Origin of the sequence: Clostridium estertheticum, assembly GCF_011065935.2 — a bacterium.
GTDB classification, from domain to species: Bacteria; Bacillota; Clostridia; order Clostridiales; family Clostridiaceae; genus Clostridium_AD; species Clostridium_AD estertheticum_A.
In genome coordinates, this window is sequence record NZ_JAAMNH020000001.1 from 1,841,460 (window position 1) to 1,866,947 (window position 25,488).

A 25,488-nucleotide genomic window follows, 5' to 3' on the forward strand; every position below is an offset into this window, starting at 1 on the left:
TGCATTTCAAATCGGTATTTTTATAGATCCTCACATTGATTACATTGGCTATGTGGATAACACTAGTTTTAACGTTGACATATAATTGACACGTTAATACGGTATGATAAGATAAATTATATTAAAAAAATATATATAAAGGCGTATAAAAGAGGTGTTAATTTGTTATTTAATTCTGCTAGTTTCTTTATATTTTTCCCCATTGTTACAATTCTATATTTTTTAATGCCACACAAGGTCAGATGGTTATGGCTATTAATAATTAGTTATTTTTTTTATATGTGTTTTAATCCTAAATATGCAATATTACTTGCCATATCAACTATAATTACATATGTAAGTGGATTATTAATAGAAAAGGTGAATATAGATAAAAATGTACGAAGAGCTATTCGATTAAAAAAAATTGTTGTTTTTGCAAGTTTTGCTAGTAATTTAGGTATTTTATTCACATTTAAATATTTAAATTTATTTACTTCCAGATTAACAGAAGTATTATTAAAATTTCATATTTTGATAACAGTACCAACCTTTGATTTTTTGTTACCAATTGGTATTTCTTTTTACACATTTAAGGCGTTAAGTTATACTATGGATGTTTACAGAGGAGATATTAAAGCAACAAAACATTTAGGAAAGTATGCGTTGTTTGTATCTTTTTTTCCACAACTATTAGCAGGACCTATAGATAAATCAAAGGATTTATTATGTCAGTTTGATGAAGAACATTATTTTGATTATGATAGAGTTAAAAAAGGGTTACTATTAATGCTATGGGGTTTTGTTCAAAAGGTTATAATTGCGGATAGGTTAGCGCTATTAGTTAATACTGTATATGATAACCCAAAGAACTATCATGGATTTCAAATTGTAATTGCTACTATTTTCTTTGCTTTTCAAATATATTGTGATTTTTCATCTTATTCTGATATAGCAAGGGGAGTTGGCACAGTTATGGGCTTTAGGCTAACCAAAAATTTTGAAAGCCCTTACTTTTCAAGATCTATAAAAGAATTTTGGAGACGTTGGCATATTAGTTTAAGTGGATGGTTTAAAGACTATTTATATTTCCCTTTAGGGGGAAACAGATGTAGTAAGCTAAGATTTTATTTTAATATAATGGTTGTATTTATAGCAAGTGGATTGTGGCATGGAGCTGCAATAAATTTTGTTATTTGGGGAGCATTACATGGCATATATCAAATAGTAGGAGATTTATTTAAACCAGCAAAAGTGAAATTAATAAGCACATTTAAGATTAAAACTGAAGCTTGGGTATATAAATTTTTCCAAGTAGTAATAACATTTATACTTGTTGATTTTGCATGGATATTTTTTAGGGCAGCTTCATTTACCGCTGCAAAAACAATAATTAAAAATATGATGACGTTTAACCCTTGGGTTCTTACTGATGGCTCTATTTTTAAGTTAGGCTTAGATCCAAAAGATTTTTTAATATCAGTATTAGGCATATTCATTATTTTAGCTATAAATGCTATGCAGTCATGTAAAAACTTAGGATTTGAATTAGCCAAACAAAACATAATACTTAGATGGAGTTTGTATCTAATCGCTATAACGTCGGTATTGGTATTTGGAATGTATGGTCCCGCATTTGATGTTCAGAAATTTATATATTCTCAGTTTTAATTAGGCACTTTATGTTCCATTTTAAAGGGTTATGCTTGTACCTATAGGAGGCGCTCCATTGAATAAAAAAAGAATTTTAAAAGGAAGTATTTTTACTGTTATTTTAATATCTATTCTCTTATCTTTAAATTGGTTATTCATATTCAAAACTGGTTACCGTAATAATTTGTATCAAGGATTATATGCAAATACAGGGGATAAATATGATGTTGTATTTTTAGGATCGAGTCATATGCATGCAGCAATGAGTCCAAATTTACTATGGAAAGATTATGGAATAACTAGTTTTAATTATGCAACAGCTGGTGAACCTATTGATGTTACATATTATCTGTTAAAGGAAATATTAAAAAAACAGGAAAAACCTGTGGTTGTAGTTGATTTATATTATTTAGGCTTAACTGAAAAATATGGAGAAGAGGGCTACATTAGTTATGTGCTTGATAACATGAAAATGTCTAAAAACAAGGTTGATGCAATTTTAGCCACTACCCCTAAAGATGAAAGACAAAATTATTTTGTTCCATTTATAAGGTATCACAACAGATGGAAAGAATTATCAAAAGATGATATTCAATTTAATAATTTAGATAATTATTTTGAGAAAGGCTTTAGTGTTGGAGATGAAAAGTATGGTAAAGAAAATAAATCTAAGGTTCTTACAGAGGGTGTAGGAGAACTTCCTCCTAAATCAGAGGAATATCTATATAAAATGATTAATTTATCTAAGCAGCAGGGATTTAAACTTATATTTACTAATGTACCATACGATGATACAAGCACAACGGGTATGAAAAATTGGACTCAAACTCCAGAAAAAATGTTCAATAAAGTTGAACAAATATGTAAAGAAAACAATATTGAGTTTATTAATTATAACAAGAAGTATAAAGAAATCGGATTTGATTTTAAGTCTGATATGTTTAATATTGGTCATTTAAATATTTGGGGCTCTAATAAAGTTACAAATTATTTAGGTGAATTACTGAAGACAAAGTATGAATTAAAGGATCATAGAAATGATAAAAGCTATGAAAAATGGAATACGGATTACTTGCTATATTTGAAAAACCATCCAATTGCTAAGTAGCTAAATGTTGAACTTATTCTAGCTTTTGTGGTTAATGTAGAAAAAAACAATGATTAAAATGAGAAAAACCCTATCTTTAAAAGATGGGGTTTTTAATTTTATCCAAAAAGTTTCACCATTTGCTTTGTGTTATATAATTTAATCTAGTATTTGTACTTTTATGTATCTAACACCAAAATCAAGGGCTTCTTTAAGTGTATTGAAATATAAATCTATAAATTTTCCTTTCACTCCAGAACCTTTATCTGCAGCTATGGCATATCCGTAGCCTTCAACATATAATTTTGTTCCCATGGGAATGACATTAGGGTCTGTAGCTATTGTACTAATTCCATTTGGATCTCGAACAGCCTTTTTTCCAGAGGCAGTATAAGTATTAGTTGCTCCTTTAATTGGGCAATAAGCAGTGGCCTTTACGTTAATAATCTTTTCAGAGCCTCCTCTTGAGAAGGTTATGTTAGGCAAAGTACCTTGAACTATAATTTTATTTTGTGGTGCTTTAATTACTGTTTCTTTAATAACATTGCTTGCTACTTGTTTTCCATCCTCATAAGTCACATTTGAAGTAACACTTTTTTCGCCTTGCTTTCCCACTTGTGAAACCTTACTTTGAGATTTGAGTGTATTAGCATCATTTTTGATAACTGTTTTAAAAGGAATAGGTATTGATTTTTTTAGTGTTGCTATTTTAACCCTTGTTACGGTAACTTCCATACCGCTTGATAACTCAGTTACTAATGATGGGGACACCTTATCAGTAGCACTTAAAGCTATTTTTTCTGCTTTTAACATTAGAGCAATGTTTTTTTCAGTAGATTTTATATTAAGCTCTTTATTATCTACTAAGACTTTAAGATCCACAGTTATAACATCATTACTAGCTATTAAAGATTTATCAATGTTATCATTTTCGTCTGCATTTATTTCAGCACTAGCTAAAGTGCTATTATAAGTTTTTTGGAAAGTTATTGGTTCAATTTGTTTACCATCTACAACTACCGTACTATCTTCATTTATGAAGCACATAAAAATAGTTAAAGCTGAAATTATTGTCACCAGCATAAAATTAATTACGATGTTTCCTCGTTTATATTTTATAAATTTAACGATAATAATCATCTCCTATTATAAATTTGGGTATAATTATTTATGTGGTCAGGCTAAAGTGTAGCAGTTTTTAATATATGACGTTAAAGAATAATCTGAAAAGATGCATGAGAGGTTGGTGTTTCATGTAAGTCTATACCAATATATTTATGGTAATTTATTGTAATAGTAGTATAGCATAGTTGGAAGTACATGGGAAATATTATTTTTTTTTTAGTTAAATTAAACAGAGTTATAAAAACTCAGTAACTAAGCTATTCTAAGTAGAAATATTATGCTATCTTAAAAAAAGTATGGTACAATTTAGGAAGAGGTATTAAATAATGCACTTACAAAAATTTATTAACCGACTATTATTTTAATGATGAAAAGATGCCACTTGCCACGTGGGCGGCGCCAAGTTATCATTGTGTTTTATTTAACACGACTTTAGACTGTAAATATTATGGTATAGTGTATATAATATATAGATTTTGAATATTAGAACGGAGGAACAACATGTTTAGTCCTATAAAGAATACAAAAGTTTACGAACAGGTAATAATTCAAATAAAAGATATGATTGATAAAGGTACGCTTAAAAAGGGAGATAAGCTTCCTTCTGAGAGGAAGTTAGTTGAACAATTAGAGGTAAGTAGGGCTTCCATTCGGGAGGCACTTAGAGCATTAGAAGTCATTGGACTTATAGAGTGCAGACAAGGGGAAGGCAATTACATAAAAACAAGTTTTCAAGATAATTTATTTGAACCACTATCAATTATGTTTATGTTAGAGGGAAGCGACCCAGAAGCAATCTGGGAGCTTAGAAAAATTATGGAGGTGGAGGCTGCAGGTCTTGCTTCTAAGAGGATAACTACTGAACAACTAAAGGAATTAAAAGATATAACTCAAGAATTTATGAATTGTGGGGATGAAACTATTAATGCTGAAATTGACAAACAGTTTCATTATAAGATTGCAGAATGCTCAGGCAATGTTTTAATATTTAACATTCTAAAAACAGTATCAACCCTTGTGGATCATTTTATTGTAGATGCAAGAAAATTGATATTAGAGCAGCCGGGAAATAAAGAAATACTTTTCTCACAACACAATGAGGTATATTTAGCTATGGAAAAACATAGTTCTGCAGCTGCTCGAAAAGCAATGCGAGAACATTTAGATTTTGCAAATGCGTATATGAAAAAAGAAAAGTAACTTAGAAATATATAGTTTTGTGCAAAACAAAAAGTGAGGGCAATAACAAATATTGCTCTCATTTTTTTATTTTTTTGAATAAAATAAATCTTATCGTTAACTATTTAACTATTGTAGAAATATTTAAAATAGTATGTTATTATGATATAAAGGTGGTCAGACCATACTACCAAAAATGAAATTTTGCATTTTCTATAAGAATGATTGGAGGAAAATATATGGAAATTTTAGTTTGTATAAAGCAAGTTCCAGGAACTTCAAAAGTTGAAGTAGATCCAGTTACAGGTGTTTTAAAAAGAGATGGTGTAGATTCAAAAATGAACCCTTATGATTTATTTGCATTAGAAACTGCGCTTAAAATTAAGGAGCAGCAAGGTGGATTAATCAAGGTTATAACTATGGGACCACCACAAGCAAAGGATGTAATTCGAGAGGCATATATGATGGGCGCAGATGAAGGCGCATTAATATCTGATAGAAAGTTTGCAGGAGCGGATGTTCTTGCTACATCTTATACAATATCACAAGGAGTAAAAAAAATGGGTACCTTTGATCTTATACTATGTGGAAAGCAAACTACAGACGGTGATACTGCTCAAGTTGGACCAGAAATGGCTGAATATCTTGGTATTCCCCACATTGCAAACGTTTTAAAAATAATAGAAATAAAAGATAAATCAGTTATTGTTGAAATGGATATGGCAAATACTGTTGAGGTAGCAGAAGTTCAATTTCCATGCCTTTTAACTGTAGATAAAGATATATATCAGCCAAGACTGCCATCTTACAGGAAAAAACTAGCTACAAAAGATAGAGAAATAAAAATGATAACATTAAATGATTTTGAAGATAAGAATGAAAAGAAATATGGACTTAGTGGTTCACCAACGCAGGTTGAAAGAATATTTCCTCCATCTGTAAATAATGATAGAGAAACATGGACAGGCAGTGGTGCACAGCTTAGCCTTAAAATAGCAGCAAAACTTAAAGAATTAAAATTTGTATAAAGAAGGGTGGAATTTTCATGAGTAAGTTAATTTGTAATCAGGAGAAAGTAAATGAGTCAAATGTTGAAGAATTAATAAAGGTTTGCCCTTTTGGTGCAATTGAATACAACCAGGGAAAAATCGAAATTAATGCAGGTTGTAAAATGTGTAAAATTTGCGTTAAAAAAGGTCCGACTGGAGTAATGGAATTTGTTGAAACAGAAGAAGAGAAAATTGACAAGAGCCTATGGAAGGGTATAGGAGTATATGTGGACCATGTAGAGGGCGATATACATCCTGTAACAATGGAGCTAATCGGAAAAGCTAGAGAACTTGCTGCAGTGGTTAATTTTCCAGTATATTGTGTATTTATTGGTTCTAATATAAAGGAAAAAGCAAAAGAATTACTTTATTATGGAGTGGATGAAGTATTTGTATACGATTTCGAAGAGCTGAAGGATTTTAGGATAGAACCTTATACCGCGGCCTTTGAAGATTTTGTTAATAAGGTAAAGCCATCATCTTTACTGGTTGGTGCTACAACTATTGGAAGATCTCTTGCTCCACGGGTAGCGGCAAGGTTTAGAACAGGACTGACAGCTGATTGTACAATGCTTGAAATGAAAGAAAATACTGACCTTGTGCAGATAAGACCCGCTTTTGGTGGTAACATAATGGCACAGATTTTATGTCCTAATACTAGGCCTCAGATGTCAACAGTAAGATATAAGGTTATGAATGCACCTGAAAGATTATGCGCCCCAAAAGGTAAAATTACAATTTGTGATATAGATAGTGAAAAATTAGCTTCAAAGATTGAAGTGTTAAAGGTTACAAAAAAAGAAGCAGAAGAAAACATTTCAGATGCAGAGGTAATTGTTGCAGTTGGTAGAGCATTAAAGTCAGAAAAGGACATGGCTATGATCCAGGAACTGGCAGATCTTCTCCATGCTCAAATAGCTGGGACAAGACCAACAATTGAAGCTGGCTTTATTAATGCTAAAAAACAAATTGGTCTTTCTGGTAGAACAGTTAAACCAAAGCTAATAATAGCTCTTGGAATTTCAGGTGCGGTTCAGTTTACAGCTGGAATGAATAGCTCAGAACGTATATTTGCAGTAAATAGTGATGAAAATGCTTCTATATTCAATGTAGCTCATTATGGAATAGTAGGAGATATATATGAAATAGTTCCTCAATTAATCGAAAATATCAAGAACTCAGGGGCGGAGTATTGTGTACGTTAATATTACAGTTGCATAGATGATGATTTAAAGTGAATAAGTAAGTTAGTGTTAACACTATCATATGAACCGAGGAGGTAACTTTTATGGATTATAAAAAACTTGATACTAAGGATATAGAGTTTTTAGTTTCAATATTAGATAAAGATAGAGTATTTATAGGTGACGCAATAAATGATGATTTCAGCCATGATGAAATGGGTGGAATAAGCAAAATGCCAGACGTATTAGTTGAAGTTCTTTGTACGCAGGAAGTGTCAAAGATTATGAAATATGCATATGAAAACATGATTCCAGTTGTAGCAAGAGGCTCAGGAACAGGACTTGTTGGCGCATCAGTTCCGATTTACGGTGGAATTATGATAAATATGTCTAAAATGAACAAGATACTTGAAATTGACGAAGAAAACTTAACTTTAACCCTTGAACCAGGTGTGCTTTTAATGGAGATAAGTAAATATGTTGAGGAGTTTGATTTATTTTATCCACCAGATCCAGGAGAAAAATCAGCTACTATTGCTGGCAACATAAATACCAATGCAGGCGGAATGAGGGCTGTTAAGTACGGGGTTACTAGAGATTACATAAGAGGGCTTGAAGTAGTGCTTCCAAATGGAGAAATACTTAATATTGGAGGAAAAGTGGTTAAGAATTCCTCGGGTTACAGCATAAAAGATTTAATCTGTGGATCTGAAGGAACCCTAGGAATAGTTACAAAAGCTATATTAAAACTTATACCACTTCCTAAGAAAGCTATATCACTGCTAATACCTTTTCCAAATCTTGATTTAGCAATAGGTACAGTTCCAAAGATAGTTAAATCAAAATCTGCACCAACTGCTATTGAATTTATGCAAAGAGAGGTTATTCTTGCTGCTGAAGAATTTCTAGGAAAAAAATTCCCTGATAATTCCTCAGATGCATACCTTTTATTAACTTTTGATGGCAATAGCATAGAAGAAATAGAAAAAGCTTATGAAAGCGTAGCTAATATTTGCCTTGAGGAAGGTGCTCTTGACGTATTTATAACTGATACAGATGAGCGAAAAGAAGCTGTTTGGTCTGCAAGAGGAGCTTTTCTTGAAGCAGTTAAGGCCACAACCACTGATATGGATGAATGTGACGTTGTTGTTCCAAGAAACAAAGTTGCTGAGTTTATTAGGTACACTAATGAGCTTCAAAAGGAGTTTGATGTAAGGATAAGAAGCTTTGGCCATGCAGGTGATGGTAATTTACATGTGTATGTATTAAAGGATGAGCTATCAGATAAAGCATGGGAAAAGAAGATTGAAGTAGTATTTGAAGCAATGTACAGTAAGTCCAGGGAACTCAAGGGATTAGTATCCGGCGAACATGGAATTGGTTTTGCTAAGAAATCATATATGCTTGAACAATATGGTCCTGTATATGTAGCGCTTATGAAAAATATAAAATTAGCTTTTGATCCTAAAAATATATTAAATCCAGGGAAAGTTTGTCAATAGAAGCAAATTATATCGCCAATATCTTTTAAAGAGGTTGGCGATATAATAATAATCTTATGTAATCCATTTCAATATGGATACTATATATTTTTAAATGTAGGAGGGAATAAAAGATGAACAATTATTTATTATTTTTCATAGCACTTATCCCCATTATATGGCTTATGGTTTCTCTAGGCGTATTAAAAATGCCTGGGCATAAAACCTGTACAATTACACTTGTAATTACAATACTACTTGCAATTTTGGTATGGAAGATGCCAATTAGCCAAGCTCTTACAGCAACACTTGAGGGAGCAGCTATGGCAATATGGCCAATAATTGTTGTAATAATAGCAGCAGTGTTTACCTACAACCTTTCTATTCATACTAAAAGTATGGACGTAATAAAGGATATGATGACAGGAATTACAACAGATAGGAGAATATTAGTTTTAATTGTTGCGTGGGGTTTTGGTGGCTTTCTTGAAGCAATTGCAGGCTTTGGTACAGCGGTAGCTATACCTGCAAGCATTTTAGCTGCACTTGGTTTTGATCCTATTTTTGCAGCTATAATATGCCTTATTGCAAATACAACGCCAACAGCTTTTGGAGCAATAGGACTTCCTGTAACAACTCTAGCAAAGGTTGCATCAATTGATCCAACAACTTTAAGCTATGCAGTTGGACTTCAATTATTTATATTAATCGTAATTGTACCACTAATTTTAGTTATGCTAACAGGTAAAAGTGTAAAGGCCATAAAAGGAGTTGTGCTTATTTCTCTTGCCTCAGGATTAGCTTTTGCAATACCAGAACTTTTAATTGCAAAATATGTTGGAGCAGAACTTCCAGCACTAATTGGTTCAATGATATGTATTATTGTCACAGTTACAATAGCTAAAATATTCTATAAAAAAACAGCAGCTAAAGATAAAGTTAATATATCTGCAAAACAGGGAATAATTGCCTGGGTGCCATTTATCTTGATTTTGACTTTTATATTAATCACAAGTTCTCTAGTTCCGTGGATTAATAAACCATTATCAGCTATAAAAACTTCACTTCAAATATATAATGGTCCCCATGCAAAACTTAGTACTTTCACATGGATTGCTAATCCAGGGACACTTATAATACTTGCTACCTTTATTGGCGGGCTTGTTCAAGGGGCTAAGGTTAGGGAGATAGCAAAAGTATTAATTGATACTTGCAAGCAAATGAGCAAAACTGCAATTACAATACTTGCTATAGTCGCTCTTGCTAAGGTAATGAGTTACAGCGGAATGATAACATCTATTGCGGTAGTTTTAGTTGCAGCAACAGGAAGTTTTTATCCATTAATTGCTCCAATTATAGGTGCTCTAGGTACATTTGTAACTGGTAGTGATACCTCTGCTAATGTATTGTTTGGACCTCTGCAAGTTGAGGTTGCAAAAAATTTACACATGAGTCCTTATTGGTTAGCAGCTGCTAATACTGGCGGTGCTACTGCAGGTAAAATGATATCTCCTCAAAGTATTGCAGTCGCCACAGCAGCCACTGGACTTGTAGGAGCTGAAGGTAAGATATTGAAGGCAACTTTAAAATTCTGCCTTGCATATGTAACAATATTAGGATTAATTACGTACTTTGGAGCAAAATTCTTTACAATGTAGGGAGGAAGATTATATATGACTAAAATAAAGATACCATATTCAAAACAGTTCTTGGAAATTGAAATACCCGATAAAAATTTGGTAGCAATATTAGAATCAAAAGCTCATGCGTACAAGGTAGAATGCACTCAGCAGGAAATTGTAAATAAGGCACTGGATAATCCTATTGGAAGTGCAAAATTAGAAGATCTAGTTAAAAGTGTGAAAAACTTAGTATTAATAACTAGTGATCACACAAGGCCTGTACCAAGTAAAGTAACATTGCCAATACTACTGTCAAGAATCAGAAATGCAAACCCTAAAATTAAAATAACGATATTAATTGCCACTGGTTTTCATAGACCAACTACAAGGGAAGAAATGATAGATAAGTTTGGACAAGAAATTGTAGATAATGAAGTTATAATAAATCATGTATCAGAGGATTATGGCAGTATGGTACGCGTAGGAACCCTTCCATCAGGTGGAGAACTATTGCTTAATAAGATAGCAATGGATGCAGAACTTTTAGTCTCAGAAGGATTTATAGAGCCACACTTCTTTGCAGGATTCTCTGGAGGACGAAAGAGTGTGCTTCCTGGAGTGGCTTCAGCAAAGACAGTTATGGCAAACCATTGCTCTGAATTTATAGCAAGTGAATATGCTAGGTCTGGAGTTATTGTAAATAACCCAATTCATAAGGATATGCTTTATGCAGCAAAAGCGGCAAAGCTGGCCTTCATATTAAATGTTGTTATTGACAGCAATAAGAAGGTTATAAATGCATTTGCAGGAGATAGCGAGCTTGCACACGTTGAAGGATGTAAATTTGTAATGGAACTTGCAGCTGTGAAAGCCGTTAAAGCAGATATTGTTATATCTACTAATGGAGGATATCCTCTTGATCAGAACATATACCAATCTGTAAAAGGTATGACTGCTGCAGAAGCAACTTGCAAGGATGGCGGAGTTATAATCATGGTGTCTGCTTGTAATGATGGACATGGTGGACAGTCATTCTATGACAATATAGCAAATGCAAATAGCCCACGGGTCGTCCTTGATAAGGTGCTTAAAATAGGAAGAAATGATACGGCGCCAGATCAATGGGAATTTCAAATTCTTGCCCGCATATTGGACAATCATACGGTGATCCTTGTTACAGATATGTGTGACCCTGAAATGATAGTAAAAATGCATATGAAGCATGCAGCTACCTTTGAAAAAGCACTACAAATGGCTTTTGAGATAAAAGGAAAAAATGCAAAAATAACAGTAATACCAGATGGAGTTTCAGTTGTTGTAAATTAGAAAAAGGTGCCACCCACGTGGCAAGTGGCAAGTTGTAAGGTACAAGTAAAATGGGCTGTCTCAAAATAGAAATTAATTTCTATTTTGAGACAGCCCATTTTGAAAATTTAATCTAAAATTGTTACTTTTAGATATTTAACACCCCAATTAGAAGCCTCTTCAAGTGTATTGAAAAATACGTCTATAAATTTCCCTTTAACTCCAGACCCTTTATCGGCAGCTATAGCATTGCCGTAACCTTCAACATATAATCTTGTTCCCAGTGGAATTACATTAGGATCTACAGCTATGGTACTATACCCACTTGGATTTCGAACAGCCTTTCTTCCAGAGGAAGTATATGTATCATTTCCATCAACTGCACAGTAAGCAGTAGCCTTTACATTAATAGTCTTTGAGGTTGATGTAGCACGTACATTGAGAGTTTTTGCAGATGCTCCTCTTGAAATGCTTATGGCGGGCTTTGTACCCTGAGCTATAATTTTATGCTGGGGTTCTTTAACTACAATTTCTTTAATAACTTCTCTATTTACTTCTTTCCCATTCTCATAAGTAACATTTAAAGTAATGTTTTTTTCACCTCTTATTCCATTTTGTAAAACTGAACTTTGAGATTTTAATGTATCCTTGTCATCTTTAATAACCGTTTTAAAGTCAATAGGCTTTTTCTCTTGGACTGTTTCTGTTTTAACCCTAGTTATGATAACATTCATGCCTTTAGATAATTTATTTTCTATTAAGGGGTAAACTTTATCATTAGGACTTAAGCCTATTTTTTCTGCATTTAACATTAATGCAATATCTTTTTCCGCAGAGGCTATATTAAGCTCCTTATTGTCTACAAAGACTTTAAGATTTATAGCGTGATTAATAGTTATAACATCATTGTTAACTAGTTTTGAATTTAAGTCTTTATCAATCTTATCTTTTACTGCTATATTTATATTAGCTTTTTTTAAAGCAGTCTCAACAGTTTTTTGGTAAGTTACTAATTTAATTTGCTTACCATCTACCACCACTGAAATATTTTTTCTTGTTATGGACATGAAAGCAGTTGTGGTTGCAATTATGGCCATTAGAACAAACCCCATTACAATTTTCTTTTGTTTACCTTTTATAAATTTAACAATAATAATCATCTCCTATTATTAATTTAATATAATAATTATGCAGGATTCCTAAATAGATTATATTAAAATATATAATATTTAAGAACAATCTCAAAAAATGTGTGAGATTTAAGGAATGTATATGTCTAAAGCAAAATATGCATGGTAATTTATTGTAACAGTAGTATATCACATTTTTCAGTTACAGGGTGAATTGATAGTTATTATCACTTGTAAAAGTTGAGTTCATATGGTTCAATTATTTTAGCAGTTATATTATTTTTACTTGCTCTCTTAATAATGGCAACAAAAACAAGATGATTAAATGGGTTTAATAACTTAGGAATTTGAAGGAGTAGTTATTTTTTCAACACTACCAAACACTAATTATGGAGGTGATTTTTTGAAGTTAAAAGAGTTAGAGAATATAGTTTTTAAGTCATCTTCTATTTTAATGAGAAGTGAGGGCGAAAAGTCTTTTAATAGTGGATTAGTTGCTAAGATTAAAGGAAAAAAAATTGATAATATATATCACATTTATGGATGCGTTAGAAACCCTACTAAGACTGATGAATTTAACACCCATATAAAAATAGACTTATTAAAGAAAAAATTAGAGGGTGTAAAATGCAGTTGTGAGGATTTCAAAGAGAGTTCCACTACGGGCTACTTATTTATGTGTAGCCATTTAACTGCTACAGCCTATAGTTTTTTTAGAAGGGCCACAATAAAAAATTCGGAGAAAAGTAGAAGTAACGGGATAAACCCAAAAACAGAAGAAAATCAAAAGGTAGAAACAAATAAAAAACAAGAAAAACACAAAGAAAATAACAAAGGCTTGAATAGTTTTATAAAATTAATTCGTAAAGTCTCAAAAGGTCCTACTTACTATGAAGCCCAACATGCAATAGGTAAGGAAAAAACAAAAATTGAACCTGGGGACTTAAGAACTTTTTTATCAGGGGTCAAGGGTGAAAAAATCAAGTTCAACTATGATAGCTTTGAGTTTGAGTCACCAATAATGCAGGTGGATTTACCATTAACATTTACATTAAAGATTAGAAAGGAACATTTTGTTGTAACAACCCATAAGCAGTTTCCAGTGTCTTTAAATGATAAGAATGATGTGTATTTATTTAATTGGAAGCTTTATCTACCATCAAGAAATCAAGTGGGGAAATATATGCTTCTATGTGACAAGCTAAAAAGAAATGGTGAGATTCTATACCGAAAGGACATAGATAACTATAACAAACTTACAGTCTTCCTAATGAGTATTACTAGTGATATTAATATTAGTGAAGAGGTAAAAGCCTATGCAGCAAATTTTATAAAGCCAGAGTTTCACTTATATGACATGGACAATGATATTTATTGTGATATAAAAATTATTTATGGTAACGAGAGAATCAACATATTAAAGGAAGATAAAAGTGTTGATATAATTACACGTGACTATAAAAAAGAGGGTAAAATCCTTATGGAACTCGAGAAGTATAGGTTTATAAAAAGAAATGAGAGGCTACTCTTTATAGGTGGAGATGAGGAATTATTTGATATCTTAAATAAAAGTGAAGATAATCTACATTGCCTAGGAAATGTTACCTTTGGGAAAGGGCTTAAACACAGAAGGATATTCAATTCAAGCTTTATTGAAGCTAAAATAGAAGAAACGGAAGGCTCCTATGATTTTTCCTATGGTATTCATGACATCGAAAATAGGGAATTAAATAGCGTTCTCACATCATTTAAGCAAAAGAACAGATTTTACAAAACTGTAAATAATAATTTTCTGGATTTTCAAGATGCAGGAGTTAGGGATTTTTGTGATTTAATAATAGCATTAAATACAAAGGAAACCATAAAAGATGGGTTAATAGAAATAGAAAAAAATAAGGCGCTATATTTAAATGAAAAGATAAAAAGCAAGAACCTTCAATTTATTAAAGGCATTGAAGTGTTAAAGAATATAGAAAATGCATTATCAAATATAAATAATATGAATATTAGTATACCGGTGAACTTGAAGGCTACACTTAGAGAATATCAAATTGAAGGTTTTAAATGGATTAAAAGGTTAGGTGCATTAGGTTTTGGAGGGATATTAGCAGATGAAATGGGCCTTGGTAAAACTATTCAAACCATAGCTTTCCTTTTATCCCAGGAAAATAAAAAATCTATTATTATTAGCCCAACCTCCCTTATTTATAATTGGAAGGCGGAACTAGAAAAATTTGCGCCTAGTTTAAAGGTGGGCATTGTACATGGAGAAAAAAGTGAAAGACATAAATTAATTCATGATTTGCAGAATTATGATGTAATATTAACAACTTATGGAACTTTAAGAAGTGATATACAGCAATATGAGGATATTATTTTTGATTGTTGTATTATAGATGAGGCACAAAATATAAAAAATTATTTAACACAAAACACAAAGGTTATCAAAGAAGTAAAAGCTAAGATTAGATTTGCGTTAACAGGCACTCCTATGGAAAATAATTTAGCCGAACTCTGGTCTATATTTGACTTTATAATGCCGGATTATTTGTATTCAAAAGAAATTTTTGAATCAAAATTTACCATAGGACGTAAAGGCGATTTAGAAGAACTTAAATTATTAATTAAGCCTTTTCTTTTAAGGAGAACTAAAAGTGAAGTAATGAAAGAATTGCCAGATAAAATAGAAAAGAAATTTATCGTTGAGATGACAACAGCTCAAAAGGGTGTATATAAAGCTTATATTAAAGCTGTTAGGGAAAAAATGAAAAGTAGCAGTGAGGGTAAAATAGAGGTTTTTTCTTATTTAACTAGGCTAAGACAAATTTGCTTAGATCCTTCTCTTGTAATAGATGAATACAAAGGTGGAAGTGGTAAGCTAAAAGTTGCAACGGAACTTATTGAAAAACATATAGAATCACAGGGTAAAGTGCTATTATTTTCTCAATTCACTTCAGCACTTAAAAATATAGGAGAGAATTTAAAGAGAAAAGGAATTCCCTATCTTTATTTAGATGGAAAAACAAAACCTAAAGATAGAATTAAATTGGTAGATGAATTTAATAGCAGTTGTGAAACATTAGTATTTTTAATATCACTAAAGGCAGGAGGAACAGGCCTAAACCTGGCCTCAGCAAATCTAGTTATTCATTTTGACCCTTGGTGGAATCCTGCAGTAGAGGATCAAGCAACGGATAGAGCTCATAGAATTGGTCAAAGAAATGTAGTAGAAGTAATTAAATTAGTTGCCAAAGGAACTATAGAAGAAAAAATAATTCTACTTCAAGAAAATAAAAAGGACTTAATAGACAGTGTAATTACAGGGGAACTTACAAATAGTCATGTGCTTGGGAAGCTTACTAAGGAAGAGTTGTTGGAGCTTTTTAGATTTTAGCGAGCCGGCTACCAGCCGCCGCCCGGCTGGTGCCACCCACGTGGCAAGTGGCAAGTTGCATTACTTAAGCTCCATGTATATTTTTTTATTTAGATGTTAATATTCTAAATAAAAAGTATAGAGGAGTGAGCTACAATGTCAAGAAAAGACACTGCGAAATATGAGGGAGCAGTATATCATATTTATCAAAGAGGTAATAATAAGGAGTTTATATTTCAAGATGATAATATAAAAACCTTCATTTTAAAATATTTAAATGAGTATAATAAGAAATTCGATTATGAGCTTCTAGCATACGTAATTATGGATAACCATTATCACCTTCTAATAAAGACTAATAAAGTAGATATAAGCACCATAATGTTTTATATTAATAATTTGCTAGGTAAATACGTAAATGGACAATTAGATAGGACAGGGCATGCATTTGATAGTAGATATAGATGTAAATTAGTTGAAACGGATGCTAATCTAATCTGGATTTTAAGATATATACATAGAAATCCTGTAAAAGCACATATTTGTAATGATATTAATGATTACAGATGGAGTAGTCACTATTTTTATAATAATTATGTAAAATCTCATATTAATATAGATTTAATTCTATGCATGCTTGGAAACTCTAAAGATGCTGCTATTAAAAAGTATTTAAAATTGATTAATTCAATTGGACATGAAAATGATAATGACAAAGATTATGACATAATAAAGCAAGAATTTAACCTCAATGAAACAGCCTGGGTAAGGGCTAGTAATGATTTCGCAAAACCAAATCGCACTACTTTAGATGAAATAATTATCAATCACAAAATTAAGGAAAGTGATTTATTCCATATTAGAAATGGAAATAGGAAGACTTGCCTAACCCCTTTAAAGCTTAGAATTATTAAAAGCGCCTTAGAACAATGCTATTCCTTAAAAGAAATAGCAAACTATCTTAATGCAGCACCTTCAACTATAAGTAAATTGATTTCTAGAAATAAAACAGTATAATATAATAAGATGCCACTTGCCACGTGGGTGGCACTAAAAGCAATAGGAGGAATGAAAAATGTACGTAGAATTTAACAGTGAAATAGTAGGTAGTGAGGATATAAAAAATATAATTGAGAAAAACACAGAGTTTAAAGTGCTTAAAGACATGAGCAAAGGTACCAAAAGAGAGGATACATTAGCTTTTAATTTAAGTGTAGGGATAGATACTTTAAATGACTTAATGGAAGAAGAATGTGATTTAAATGAATTGACAGAAGATGAGTTATTTGAAGAATACCTTTCACTGGCAGAAGAAATTGCAATGGACATTGAAGAATATGTTCCAGAGGGCGCTATTATGGATATTAAATCTTATAAATGGGATAAATCAGATAATGCAATAAAATTAATTATAATTATAGCTCCTGAAGATCTTTATGAAGTTAAATTAAGGGATGTTATGAAGAAACTTATAACGCAAGTGGAGTAATATTAGGGACTATAACAAGAGGTAGGTAGATTCAAATCTTGTTATAGTCCTTTACAATATGATAGCTTGTCACTTTTGCCACTTGCCACGTGGGTGGCACCAGCCTGGAAACCTTGGAGGGATTAATTTGAAAATACTGTATGGAACAGCGAATCCTGCTAAAATTCAACATATGAGAGAAATGCTCAAGGGATTAGATGTTGAAATTATTGGACTTAATGATATTAAATTGGAAATTGGAAAGATTGATGAGAGCGGGAATAATCCATTAGAAAATGCTAAAATTAAGGCTAATGCATATTATAAAGCCTATAAGATGCCATTGTTCTCTTGTGATTCAGGCTTGTACATAGAAAAAATAGAAAACTTAGAAAATCAAAAGCAACCTGGCGTTCATGTTAGAAGAGTTAATGGCAAAGAGCTAAGTGATGAAGAAATGATAGAGTATTATACTAGTGTAGCTATAAAATTAGGTGGTAGCGCAAGAGCAAGATATAAAAATGCTATTTGCCTAATACTTAATAAAGAGTGTATCTTTGAATATGACGGGGATGACATAGGATCAGAAATTTTTATTATTTCATCAAAGCCACATGAAAAAAGAGAAAATGGTTTTCCATTGGATTCCATTTCTGTAGATATAAAAAGTGGTAAGTATTATATGGATTTGAGAGATTGTGTAGATGAGAAAAATGATGCCTGCCCAGGAAGAGGTTTTAGAAAGTTTTTTAGTGGGGTTTTAAATGGATAATATGAACGTTACTACTCAGGCTGACTTTAATTGACACTAACAATCCACCTTTTATAACGTACTATCTGAAGCATTGGTTACTAGGCTAGTAACATTTTCTTTAAACATTAATATAATAATACTAGCACTTAGTCTATTCATAATTTTTACTTTAAATATTATTTATTGTGAAACTTATGAATTAAGGAGGAAACTACTATGTACCAGATTCATAACCCAAAGGTTAGTGTGATAATTACATGCTATAACTATGGGGAATTCCTTAATGCTGCTATTTATTCTTGTTTAAGTTCAACTTTTGATGACATTGAAATTATTGTTGTAAATGACGGGTCAACTGATCCTTATACCTTAGAAGTATTTGATAAACTTAACTATAAAAATTTACGTGTTATTCATCAAAAAAATAAAGGTTTACCTGCTGCAAGAAATACAGGTATACAAAGTGCACTTGGAAAATATATACTTCCTGTAGATGCTGATGACTTAATTAATCCTATTTTAATTGAAAAAGAATATAAAATTCTTGAAGAAAGACCGGACATTGGTTTTGTAACTCACTGGACTCAGGCATTTGGTACTGAGGATTATATTTGGTCTGTTCCTCCTTTTAATGTAAAAACCTTATTAGAGAGAAATATTGTTTGTGTTACTTCTTTATTTAGAAAAAGAGCGTGGGCAGATGCAGGCGGATATAATGAACAAATGAATGAGGGATTTGAAGATTGGGATTTTTGGGTTTCACTAGCTCAGCAGGGATGGTTAGGATATACTCTTGAAGAAATTCTTTTTTATTATAGACGTCATGGTGATACTATGTTAACTGGGGCCTTAAGGAAATATCAATATCTTCATAATAGAATTAGAAATAATCACCTAGAATTATATGAAAAGTATGGGTTATAATTAACTATTAAGAGATAACAATAAAAAAGGGCTGTCTCAAATTCCAGTTTGTGTGATTTTATAGGTTATCAATTGCATTTCAAATGAAAAAGGCTATGAAATATAGGTTAAACATCTTAATTTCATAGCTTTTATTTGTTTATATTATTTACATGCACCTAAATTCAATTAACTAGGATTTTGAATAATAAAATCCCCAAAAATACTTTCAAACTAGTTTTTATTTTTTAAACAATATTTAAAAAATTCTTTGAAATATACAACTCTTATAGACCAATCCCATTGTTTTATTTGCATTAAATTTTCTTCGGAAAGTTCAATGAATATTTTAGATTCTGATACAATCTTTTTTATTGCTTCCTTTAAACACTGAATCGACCTTTCTTTTAATATAAATTGTTTTTGTTTATCACCAAACACTTCTGGAACTATTCCGACATCGGTAGATATAATTGGTATGCCACATGCAATTGCCTCTAAAATAGGGTTAGGTGTTCCTTCTATCTTAGATGTACAAATATATAGGTCAATATTAGAATAATAGTTTACCATTTCATTATGGGGAATCATTTTTTCATTTTTATCTGCAAAGTACATTTTAATTGGATATCCTTCATATACCAGTTGTTCAATAGCAGGTTTTAGAATTGTCTCTACTCCTTTAAAATCTTCTAATCCACTTGCCCATTTACTATTTCCACACCAACCAATTACCATTTCACGATTAGATACATTTTTAAATCTTTCAATATTAATAGGCTTAAATAAATTTAAATCCACTCCATCTTCTACAATAACTTTTGGTTTATTACAAAATGGTAAATTACTATATATATTATATAATTTTTCGGATGATACATAATAATTGGGTGATATTTTGAATATTTTTTTATTTATACTTAAAGAATCGACATCTAAAAACAAATGGTCATATACTGCTGTACTTATATTTAAATTATTTTTTACATATCTTTCATCAAATATCATAACTTGAGGTCTCCAAAAAAAATGAATTAACTCGCAATCTTTTGTTAATTCTATGAGCATATTTAAGTGGTGTATATCAGCCATTGCTATAATTTTAAATTCAAAATATTCACTTAAATATTTTTCTAATTGTTTTGCAATATTTGCAAATGCCCAATCATGAATATCTATAATTAGTGCAATTTTGGGCCTTTTAGCAATATCATTTAATTTTAAATCTTGAAAAATTTCCATGGTATATCCCTTCCTTAATATATTTAAAATATAATACTTTTATATCTATACTCATTAAGTCTTTATTTAACATAATTCATTATAATTTTGTGATTTTTAAGTTTTATTATTTACATTGATTTTTATAAAAATCTACTGTTTCTTTTAGACCCTTTTAAATTTCATAGTCAGGTTTCCAACCTATTTTTGTAAAGATTTTTTTATAAGTCATGAGATTATCTTTTATATCACCATCTCTTAACCACATAATCCTGATCTCTGTAGTATCACATATTATCTATATACAATTATTAAATTCCAATCACCTATTTATATTGAAAGTTCTACATACATTATCAGTAAAACTTACACTTTAAAAGATTATATATTTTTCTATCTATAAAATATTGGATTTTACATTAAGAGAAAAATATTTGGTCATGGGTATTAAACACCAATGATATAACTTCACTTTATACACTATAATATATTTATTTTTGAACAAATATGTTACCTTTATTTTTTAAACTCACATGCGCCAAGATTTAATAGTATGGCATTTTTGCCAATTGCCACATGGATCGTATAAATCAAGATAAAAATAATTATGACCGTGACAGATGGGTGGCACTATTTTTCAAATGACACATGTTTGACACATTAATAGGTTACGATATGATAAATTATATTATATAACAATTGTAAACATAAAAATGGGATAACCGCCGGAACTGATTTATCAAAGGTGATAGATTCTGCACCTCATGGAAGAGATGTACTTGCAAATCTAACTGTTGTGGGAAAAATAAAATAATTGGGAAAACACATCACTGTGAAGAAACACCCAATAATTCATTTGGATACCTTTTTAATAGATACCAAATAAATTATTGGGTGTTTTTAATTAAATCAAATAGCAAGACTGACGAATATAATATATTTAGCATATTATATATAATATAAAAATATTTATATTATATATAATATAAAAATATTTATATTATATAAAGAATAAAATGCTATATGCAAAATAGGAGGATTTTATGATATATCTTGATAATGCTGCCACTAGTTTTCCAAAACCAGTGGAAGTCTATTCCGAAGTATTAAGATGCATGGAAAATTATGCTGCAAATCCTGGCAGAAGTTCTCATGATATGGCAGTTGAAGCTTCATCTAAAATTATGGATACGAGAAAAGAGCTAAGTGAAATTTTTAACATTCCTAATATGTTTAATATTATTTTTACATGTAATGCTACTGAAGCGCTGAATATGGGCATAAAAGGAATATTAAAGCCGGGAGATCATGTTATTAGCACAGTAATTGAACACAACTCAGTTCTTAGACCATTAAATTATCTAAATGAAAAAGGAATAACATTTACTCTTCTTGGTGTAGATGAAAATGGATATTTGAATATTAATAATCTGAAAAAGAAGATACGTAGAAATACTAAAGCAATAATAATAAACCATACTTCCAATGTATTAGGAACGGTTCAAGATATAAGAACTATAGGGGAGATTGCAAAACAATCAGGAATAATCTTCATGGTTGACGCATCTCAGAGTGCTGGAGTTATACCAATAGATGTAGCACTCGACAATATTGACTTATTAGCGTTTCCTGGTCATAAAGGATTATATGGTCCCCAGGGAACCGGAGGCTTATATATAAGAGAAGGATTAGAACTTGACTCATTTAAACAAGGGGGAACTGGAAGTGAATCCTTTTCTATGAAGCAACCTGATTTTTTACCTGACAGATTTGAAAGTGGAACCTTAAATACACCAGGAATAGCAGGATTGTGTGAGGGTATAAGATTTATAAGAAAAGTAGGAATAGAGAATATAAGAAAACATGAAATTATGTTAGTAGAATATTTAGTAAAAGAATTAAGTGAATTATCTTATATTAAAATTTATGGAGGAACTGATTATAGAAACAGAGGAGCAGTAGTTTCTTTAAATATAGACAATATAGATGCTTCTGAAGTAGGAGAGTTTCTAAATAAAAAAGGAATAGCAGTGAGAACAGGTTTTCACTGTGCACCTTTAATTCATCATATAATTGGTACAAATTTCAGAGGCACAGTTAGAATAAGTCCAGGATATTTTAATAGTTTAGAAGATATTGAAAAACTTATTAATGCTTTAAAAGATATACATGAAAAAAAGTCTCTTTAAAAGAGGCTTTTTTTATTTATTTTCCATTTGCGGGGGTTAAAATCACCGTCTTTAGACGGTATACGCTTCTAGCCTTTTAAGAAACTAAAAAGTTGCCATACTAATTAATAAGAAGGTGATTAGTGTGGGAGAATATAACAAAGGAAGTCATACAGTATATGATATAAAATATCATATAATATGGATAACAAAATATAGATATAAAGTGCTAAATAAAAATATAGCAGTAAGATTAGACAATTAATAAGACAAGGCTGTGATGTAAGAGGAATAACGATAGTACAAGGAATCATAGGAAAAGACCATGTACATTTGTTAATATCATCTTCGACAAGTATATCACCAACCTGCTTTAGCAGGTGAGTAGTTTAATTTTTCAATAGATTTTTATCTATCATATCTAGTATTTCATAATCATATTCAATATCAAATTTCCTTGCAAATAAACTAGTTGAATTACTTAATGTAGAAAAATATTTTTTACATAAGGTAGCTGGACTAGGTACACTATCCCAGTCCATATATTTCAATCCATCATTTATTACATTTGATTTTATACCTAAATTCATTACTATAGTGTGGAAAAATATTTCATCTGGCGCAAATAAATGCTTACAGTACTCAATATAACCTGGATTTTTAATTATAAAATAATATATATAGTATATACACTCTCTAGTCAAACACCACCATGCTGATCCACCCCATAATGATATATTCGAAGGTAGTTTATATTCAGATTCAGGGGGAATGCTATTATGGAAGCCATCAAGGAACCCATTATGCCATCCCGCACGCGGAATAGGGAAATTATTAATAAAGCATTTTCCATTATTTGTTGTAAAAAACTCTTTGATGCGCTTGTTTGACTTTACAGGATAATCTTGTCCACTTAAAAGAACTATATAATCTATATTAATATTACTGATAATAATTGTTTTAATACCCTCTATTGTAGCCTCAACAATTCCAAAATCTCCCCAAGCACATCTACACCTATCTATAAAAAATACATTTTTATATGTCTTAAAAGTGTTATTAATCTCATAAAAAAATTCATCTGAAGAATTTTTATTTATATGAATAAAAAAATATACATCCTCACAATTAAGTGTATTTATAAGACGAGTCAATTGAATAGAGGATTTATGTGCTAAAATTAAATATGCTATCTTCACCTAGAACCCCTCCGAATTATTTGTTTTTTAAAATTACAATCAAATTAATATGTTTTATTATATTAGTTTATGTTCTTTGCTAAAGAACTGTTATTTAAAGAATGTGTGGCATTTATTTTATAATCGTTAGAGGTGTTTTTGGGAAAATATAAAAACCTTTTATCAATACATGAATATAATGATAGTAGGATGAGGTATTTCAATGAATGAATAATTTTAAAATTTATTGAAATTATAAATGGAATTTTTTTCTTATTTATAGCAAAGAGGGGTTGAAACTCATGAAATTTAAATATCTTGTAGTTTTAGTTTCAAATAGTCATTTAACATTATTATATAATAATCTGCTCCATAAGGGTTGTAAAATTGAATTAATATCAGCCCCAAGTGATATTTCAAGAGGCTGTACTAAAGCTATTAGATTTGACGAAAGTGATACGGATATTGTAATACAGGAAATAAAGAATAGTAAATTAATTGTTAAAGGTTTCTACAAAATAGTAAATGAGAGCAATAGAACTAGTTATGTACTAATTTCATAGATTTTATAAACTTAAAGGGTTTAGAAATGTTCCCTTTAAGTTTGTATTAATTTTAAGTGCTAAAACCATTCAACACTGATTTTTATTATACCGATACAATAGATGTAAAATCAGGTACTACTGAAACTATATTAACATATTTAATAAAATCTTCAGAGTGTATTTTCCAAGTATGTTCCTCTAAATTTTTATGCCTCATTAGAGCATAGTTGTATTTATCATTAGAAAAAATTTTAAATCCTGATTCATGACAATCTTCAAGGAATAGTTTATCTTCTCCAAAAGTTATATTTCGAAATTTAACGCTATCAAAAACTTCCTTTTTAGCTGTAATAGTGCCACCAGCCAATGCGAATACATATTTGTACTCCATATTTTTGCACATAATACCTAAAGTATTCTTATCCTCAAAATATACAAAGTAAGTTAATTTGCCTGTTATTTTGGCATCAGTATATTTAAATACATTCATAGTATCCTCTAAATAGTTAGAGCCATAATAATCATCATCATCCATTTTAGATATATAATCATATTTTGCTTGTTCAACTCCATAATTTAAACATTCACCAAGGGTACAAGCTTCATCTAATTGATATACTTTAACATAATTAAAATTTGCAGCTTTAAGCTTACATTCATCTAAACTAATTTTATTATTATTAATAATTAGAAGTAACTCTTTTACTGGATAATTAGACCTCTCATAGTTTATAAAAATATTATCAATATAATTAGGTTTATTAGTACAAGCAACTAAAGATACACCAGGCATAGGATTTTGTTTTAATTTATCTCTAAACTTCGTAATTAATATCTTTTCTCTATTGAATCCTTCAATCATAATTAACCTCCACAATTAGATATTAAGTAGAAACTTAACGGCATAGTATATATTATTCAGATATACAATTATTGTTAACTATTTGTGTATCTGTTTATACAAATATAAAGTAGGTACATTATTTCAATTCATAAATATAATAAATATTAGGTATATCAATTATAAGAGGGGTTGAATTTTCATAGAAAGTATTAATGAATTATATGAAATTGAAGATGCAAG

General features: G+C 30.6%; 20 protein-coding genes and 1 pseudogene. 16 read left to right on the plus strand and 5 right to left on the minus strand.

What is annotated here, in order from left to right:
• Positions 1-162 precede the first annotated feature (162 nt).
• Together G9F72_RS08520 and G9F72_RS08525 are read left to right on the plus strand one after the other, a co-directional pair.
• Positions 163-1,650 (plus strand): MBOAT family O-acyltransferase, encoded by a 1,488-nt coding sequence (locus tag G9F72_RS08520; protein WP_164957904.1) that lies wholly within the window; start codon positions 163-165, stop codon positions 1,648-1,650.
• A gap of 58 nt (positions 1,651-1,708) precedes the next feature.
• On the plus strand, positions 1,709-2,740 hold the full coding sequence (locus tag G9F72_RS08525; RefSeq protein ID WP_164957905.1) for a hypothetical protein: 1,032 nt from the start codon (positions 1,709-1,711) through the stop codon (positions 2,738-2,740).
• A 138-nt stretch (positions 2,741-2,878) separates the two neighbouring features.
• Here the strand turns inward: G9F72_RS08525 and G9F72_RS08530 are convergent, their stop codons facing one another.
• The gene (locus tag G9F72_RS08530; RefSeq protein WP_164957906.1) at positions 2,879-3,802 is read right to left on the minus strand and encodes a G5 domain-containing protein; all 924 of its coding nucleotides are present in this window, start codon (positions 3,800-3,802) and stop codon (positions 2,879-2,881) included.
• A gap of 543 nt (positions 3,803-4,345) precedes the next feature.
• On the opposite strand from G9F72_RS08530, the gene G9F72_RS08535 reads away from it, so the two are divergent.
• The 6 genes from G9F72_RS08535 to larA all read left to right on the plus strand — a co-directional run bounded on the left by G9F72_RS08535 (position 4,346) and on the right by larA (position 11,685).
• Positions 4,346-5,044, plus strand: coding sequence for a FadR/GntR family transcriptional regulator (locus tag G9F72_RS08535; protein ID WP_164957907.1), 699 nt, complete (start codon positions 4,346-4,348; stop codon positions 5,042-5,044).
• A 218-nt stretch (positions 5,045-5,262) separates the two neighbouring features.
• Positions 5,263-6,051 carry an electron transfer flavoprotein subunit beta/FixA family protein gene (locus tag G9F72_RS08540; RefSeq protein WP_164957908.1) on the plus strand — a complete coding sequence of 263 codons (789 nt, stop codon included), beginning with the start codon at positions 5,263-5,265 and terminating at the stop codon, positions 6,049-6,051.
• 17 nt (positions 6,052-6,068) lie between these two features.
• Positions 6,069-7,277, plus strand: a complete 1,209-nt coding sequence (locus G9F72_RS08545; protein ID WP_164957909.1) for an electron transfer flavoprotein subunit alpha — start codon at positions 6,069-6,071, stop codon at positions 7,275-7,277.
• 83 nt (positions 7,278-7,360) lie between these two features.
• The gene (locus G9F72_RS08550; RefSeq protein WP_164957910.1) at positions 7,361-8,758 is read left to right on the plus strand and encodes an FAD-binding oxidoreductase; all 1,398 of its coding nucleotides are present in this window, start codon (positions 7,361-7,363) and stop codon (positions 8,756-8,758) included.
• A 113-nt stretch (positions 8,759-8,871) separates the two neighbouring features.
• On the plus strand, positions 8,872-10,395 hold the full coding sequence (locus G9F72_RS08555) for an L-lactate permease (protein ID WP_164957911.1): 1,524 nt from the start codon (positions 8,872-8,874) through the stop codon (positions 10,393-10,395).
• A gap of 15 nt (positions 10,396-10,410) precedes the next feature.
• The gene (gene larA / locus G9F72_RS08560; protein ID WP_164957912.1) at positions 10,411-11,685 is read left to right on the plus strand and encodes a nickel-dependent lactate racemase; all 1,275 of its coding nucleotides are present in this window, start codon (positions 10,411-10,413) and stop codon (positions 11,683-11,685) included.
• A gap of 107 nt (positions 11,686-11,792) precedes the next feature.
• Here the strand turns inward: larA and G9F72_RS08565 are convergent, their stop codons facing one another.
• Positions 11,793-12,824 carry a 3D domain-containing protein gene (locus G9F72_RS08565; RefSeq protein ID WP_224676039.1) on the minus strand — a complete coding sequence of 344 codons (1,032 nt, stop codon included), beginning with the start codon at positions 12,822-12,824 and terminating at the stop codon, positions 11,793-11,795.
• Positions 12,825-13,197: 373 nt separating this feature from the next.
• On the opposite strand from G9F72_RS08565, the gene G9F72_RS08570 reads away from it, so the two are divergent.
• From G9F72_RS08570 to G9F72_RS08590, 5 genes are all read left to right on the plus strand, one after another.
• Complete coding sequence (locus G9F72_RS08570; RefSeq protein ID WP_164957914.1) at positions 13,198-16,188, plus strand: DEAD/DEAH box helicase; 2,991 nt, start codon at positions 13,198-13,200, stop codon at positions 16,186-16,188.
• Positions 16,189-16,323: 135 nt separating this feature from the next.
• The gene (locus G9F72_RS08575) at positions 16,324-17,184 is read left to right on the plus strand and encodes a transposase (protein WP_164957983.1); all 861 of its coding nucleotides are present in this window, start codon (positions 16,324-16,326) and stop codon (positions 17,182-17,184) included.
• Between the two features lie 58 nt (positions 17,185-17,242).
• Positions 17,243-17,656 (plus strand): hypothetical protein, encoded by a 414-nt coding sequence (locus G9F72_RS08580; RefSeq protein WP_164957915.1) that lies wholly within the window; start codon positions 17,243-17,245, stop codon positions 17,654-17,656.
• A gap of 127 nt (positions 17,657-17,783) precedes the next feature.
• Positions 17,784-18,407 carry a non-canonical purine NTP pyrophosphatase gene (locus G9F72_RS08585; RefSeq protein WP_164957916.1) on the plus strand — a complete coding sequence of 208 codons (624 nt, stop codon included), beginning with the start codon at positions 17,784-17,786 and terminating at the stop codon, positions 18,405-18,407.
• Between the two features lie 198 nt (positions 18,408-18,605).
• Positions 18,606-19,313 carry a glycosyltransferase family 2 protein gene (locus G9F72_RS08590; protein WP_164957917.1) on the plus strand — a complete coding sequence of 236 codons (708 nt, stop codon included), beginning with the start codon at positions 18,606-18,608 and terminating at the stop codon, positions 19,311-19,313.
• Between the two features lie 213 nt (positions 19,314-19,526).
• On the opposite strand, the gene G9F72_RS08595 is transcribed toward G9F72_RS08590, so the two are convergent.
• Positions 19,527-20,534 carry a glycosyltransferase gene (locus G9F72_RS08595; protein ID WP_164957918.1) on the minus strand — a complete coding sequence of 336 codons (1,008 nt, stop codon included), beginning with the start codon at positions 20,532-20,534 and terminating at the stop codon, positions 19,527-19,529.
• A 1,022-nt stretch (positions 20,535-21,556) separates the two neighbouring features.
• On the opposite strand from G9F72_RS08595, the gene G9F72_RS08600 reads away from it, so the two are divergent.
• Complete coding sequence (locus G9F72_RS08600) at positions 21,557-22,702, plus strand: aminotransferase class V-fold PLP-dependent enzyme (protein ID WP_164957919.1); 1,146 nt, start codon at positions 21,557-21,559, stop codon at positions 22,700-22,702.
• A 124-nt stretch (positions 22,703-22,826) separates the two neighbouring features.
• Positions 22,827-23,065, plus strand: a pseudogene (gene tnpA, locus G9F72_RS08605) (IS200/IS605 family transposase).
• 5 nt (positions 23,066-23,070) lie between these two features.
• On the opposite strand, the gene G9F72_RS08610 reads toward tnpA, so the two are convergent.
• Entirely contained in the window at positions 23,071-23,880 is an 810-nt protein-coding gene (locus G9F72_RS08610; protein ID WP_164957921.1) for a beta-1,6-N-acetylglucosaminyltransferase, read from the minus strand.
• Positions 23,881-24,161: 281 nt separating this feature from the next.
• On the opposite strand from G9F72_RS08610, the gene G9F72_RS08615 reads away from it, so the two are divergent.
• Complete coding sequence (locus G9F72_RS08615; RefSeq protein ID WP_164957922.1) at positions 24,162-24,422, plus strand: DUF3343 domain-containing protein; 261 nt, start codon at positions 24,162-24,164, stop codon at positions 24,420-24,422.
• 85 nt (positions 24,423-24,507) lie between these two features.
• On the opposite strand, the gene G9F72_RS08620 is transcribed toward G9F72_RS08615, so the two are convergent.
• On the minus strand, positions 24,508-25,266 hold the full coding sequence (locus tag G9F72_RS08620) for a glycosyltransferase (protein ID WP_164957923.1): 759 nt from the start codon (positions 25,264-25,266) through the stop codon (positions 24,508-24,510).
• Between the last annotated feature and the right edge of the window lie 222 nt (positions 25,267-25,488).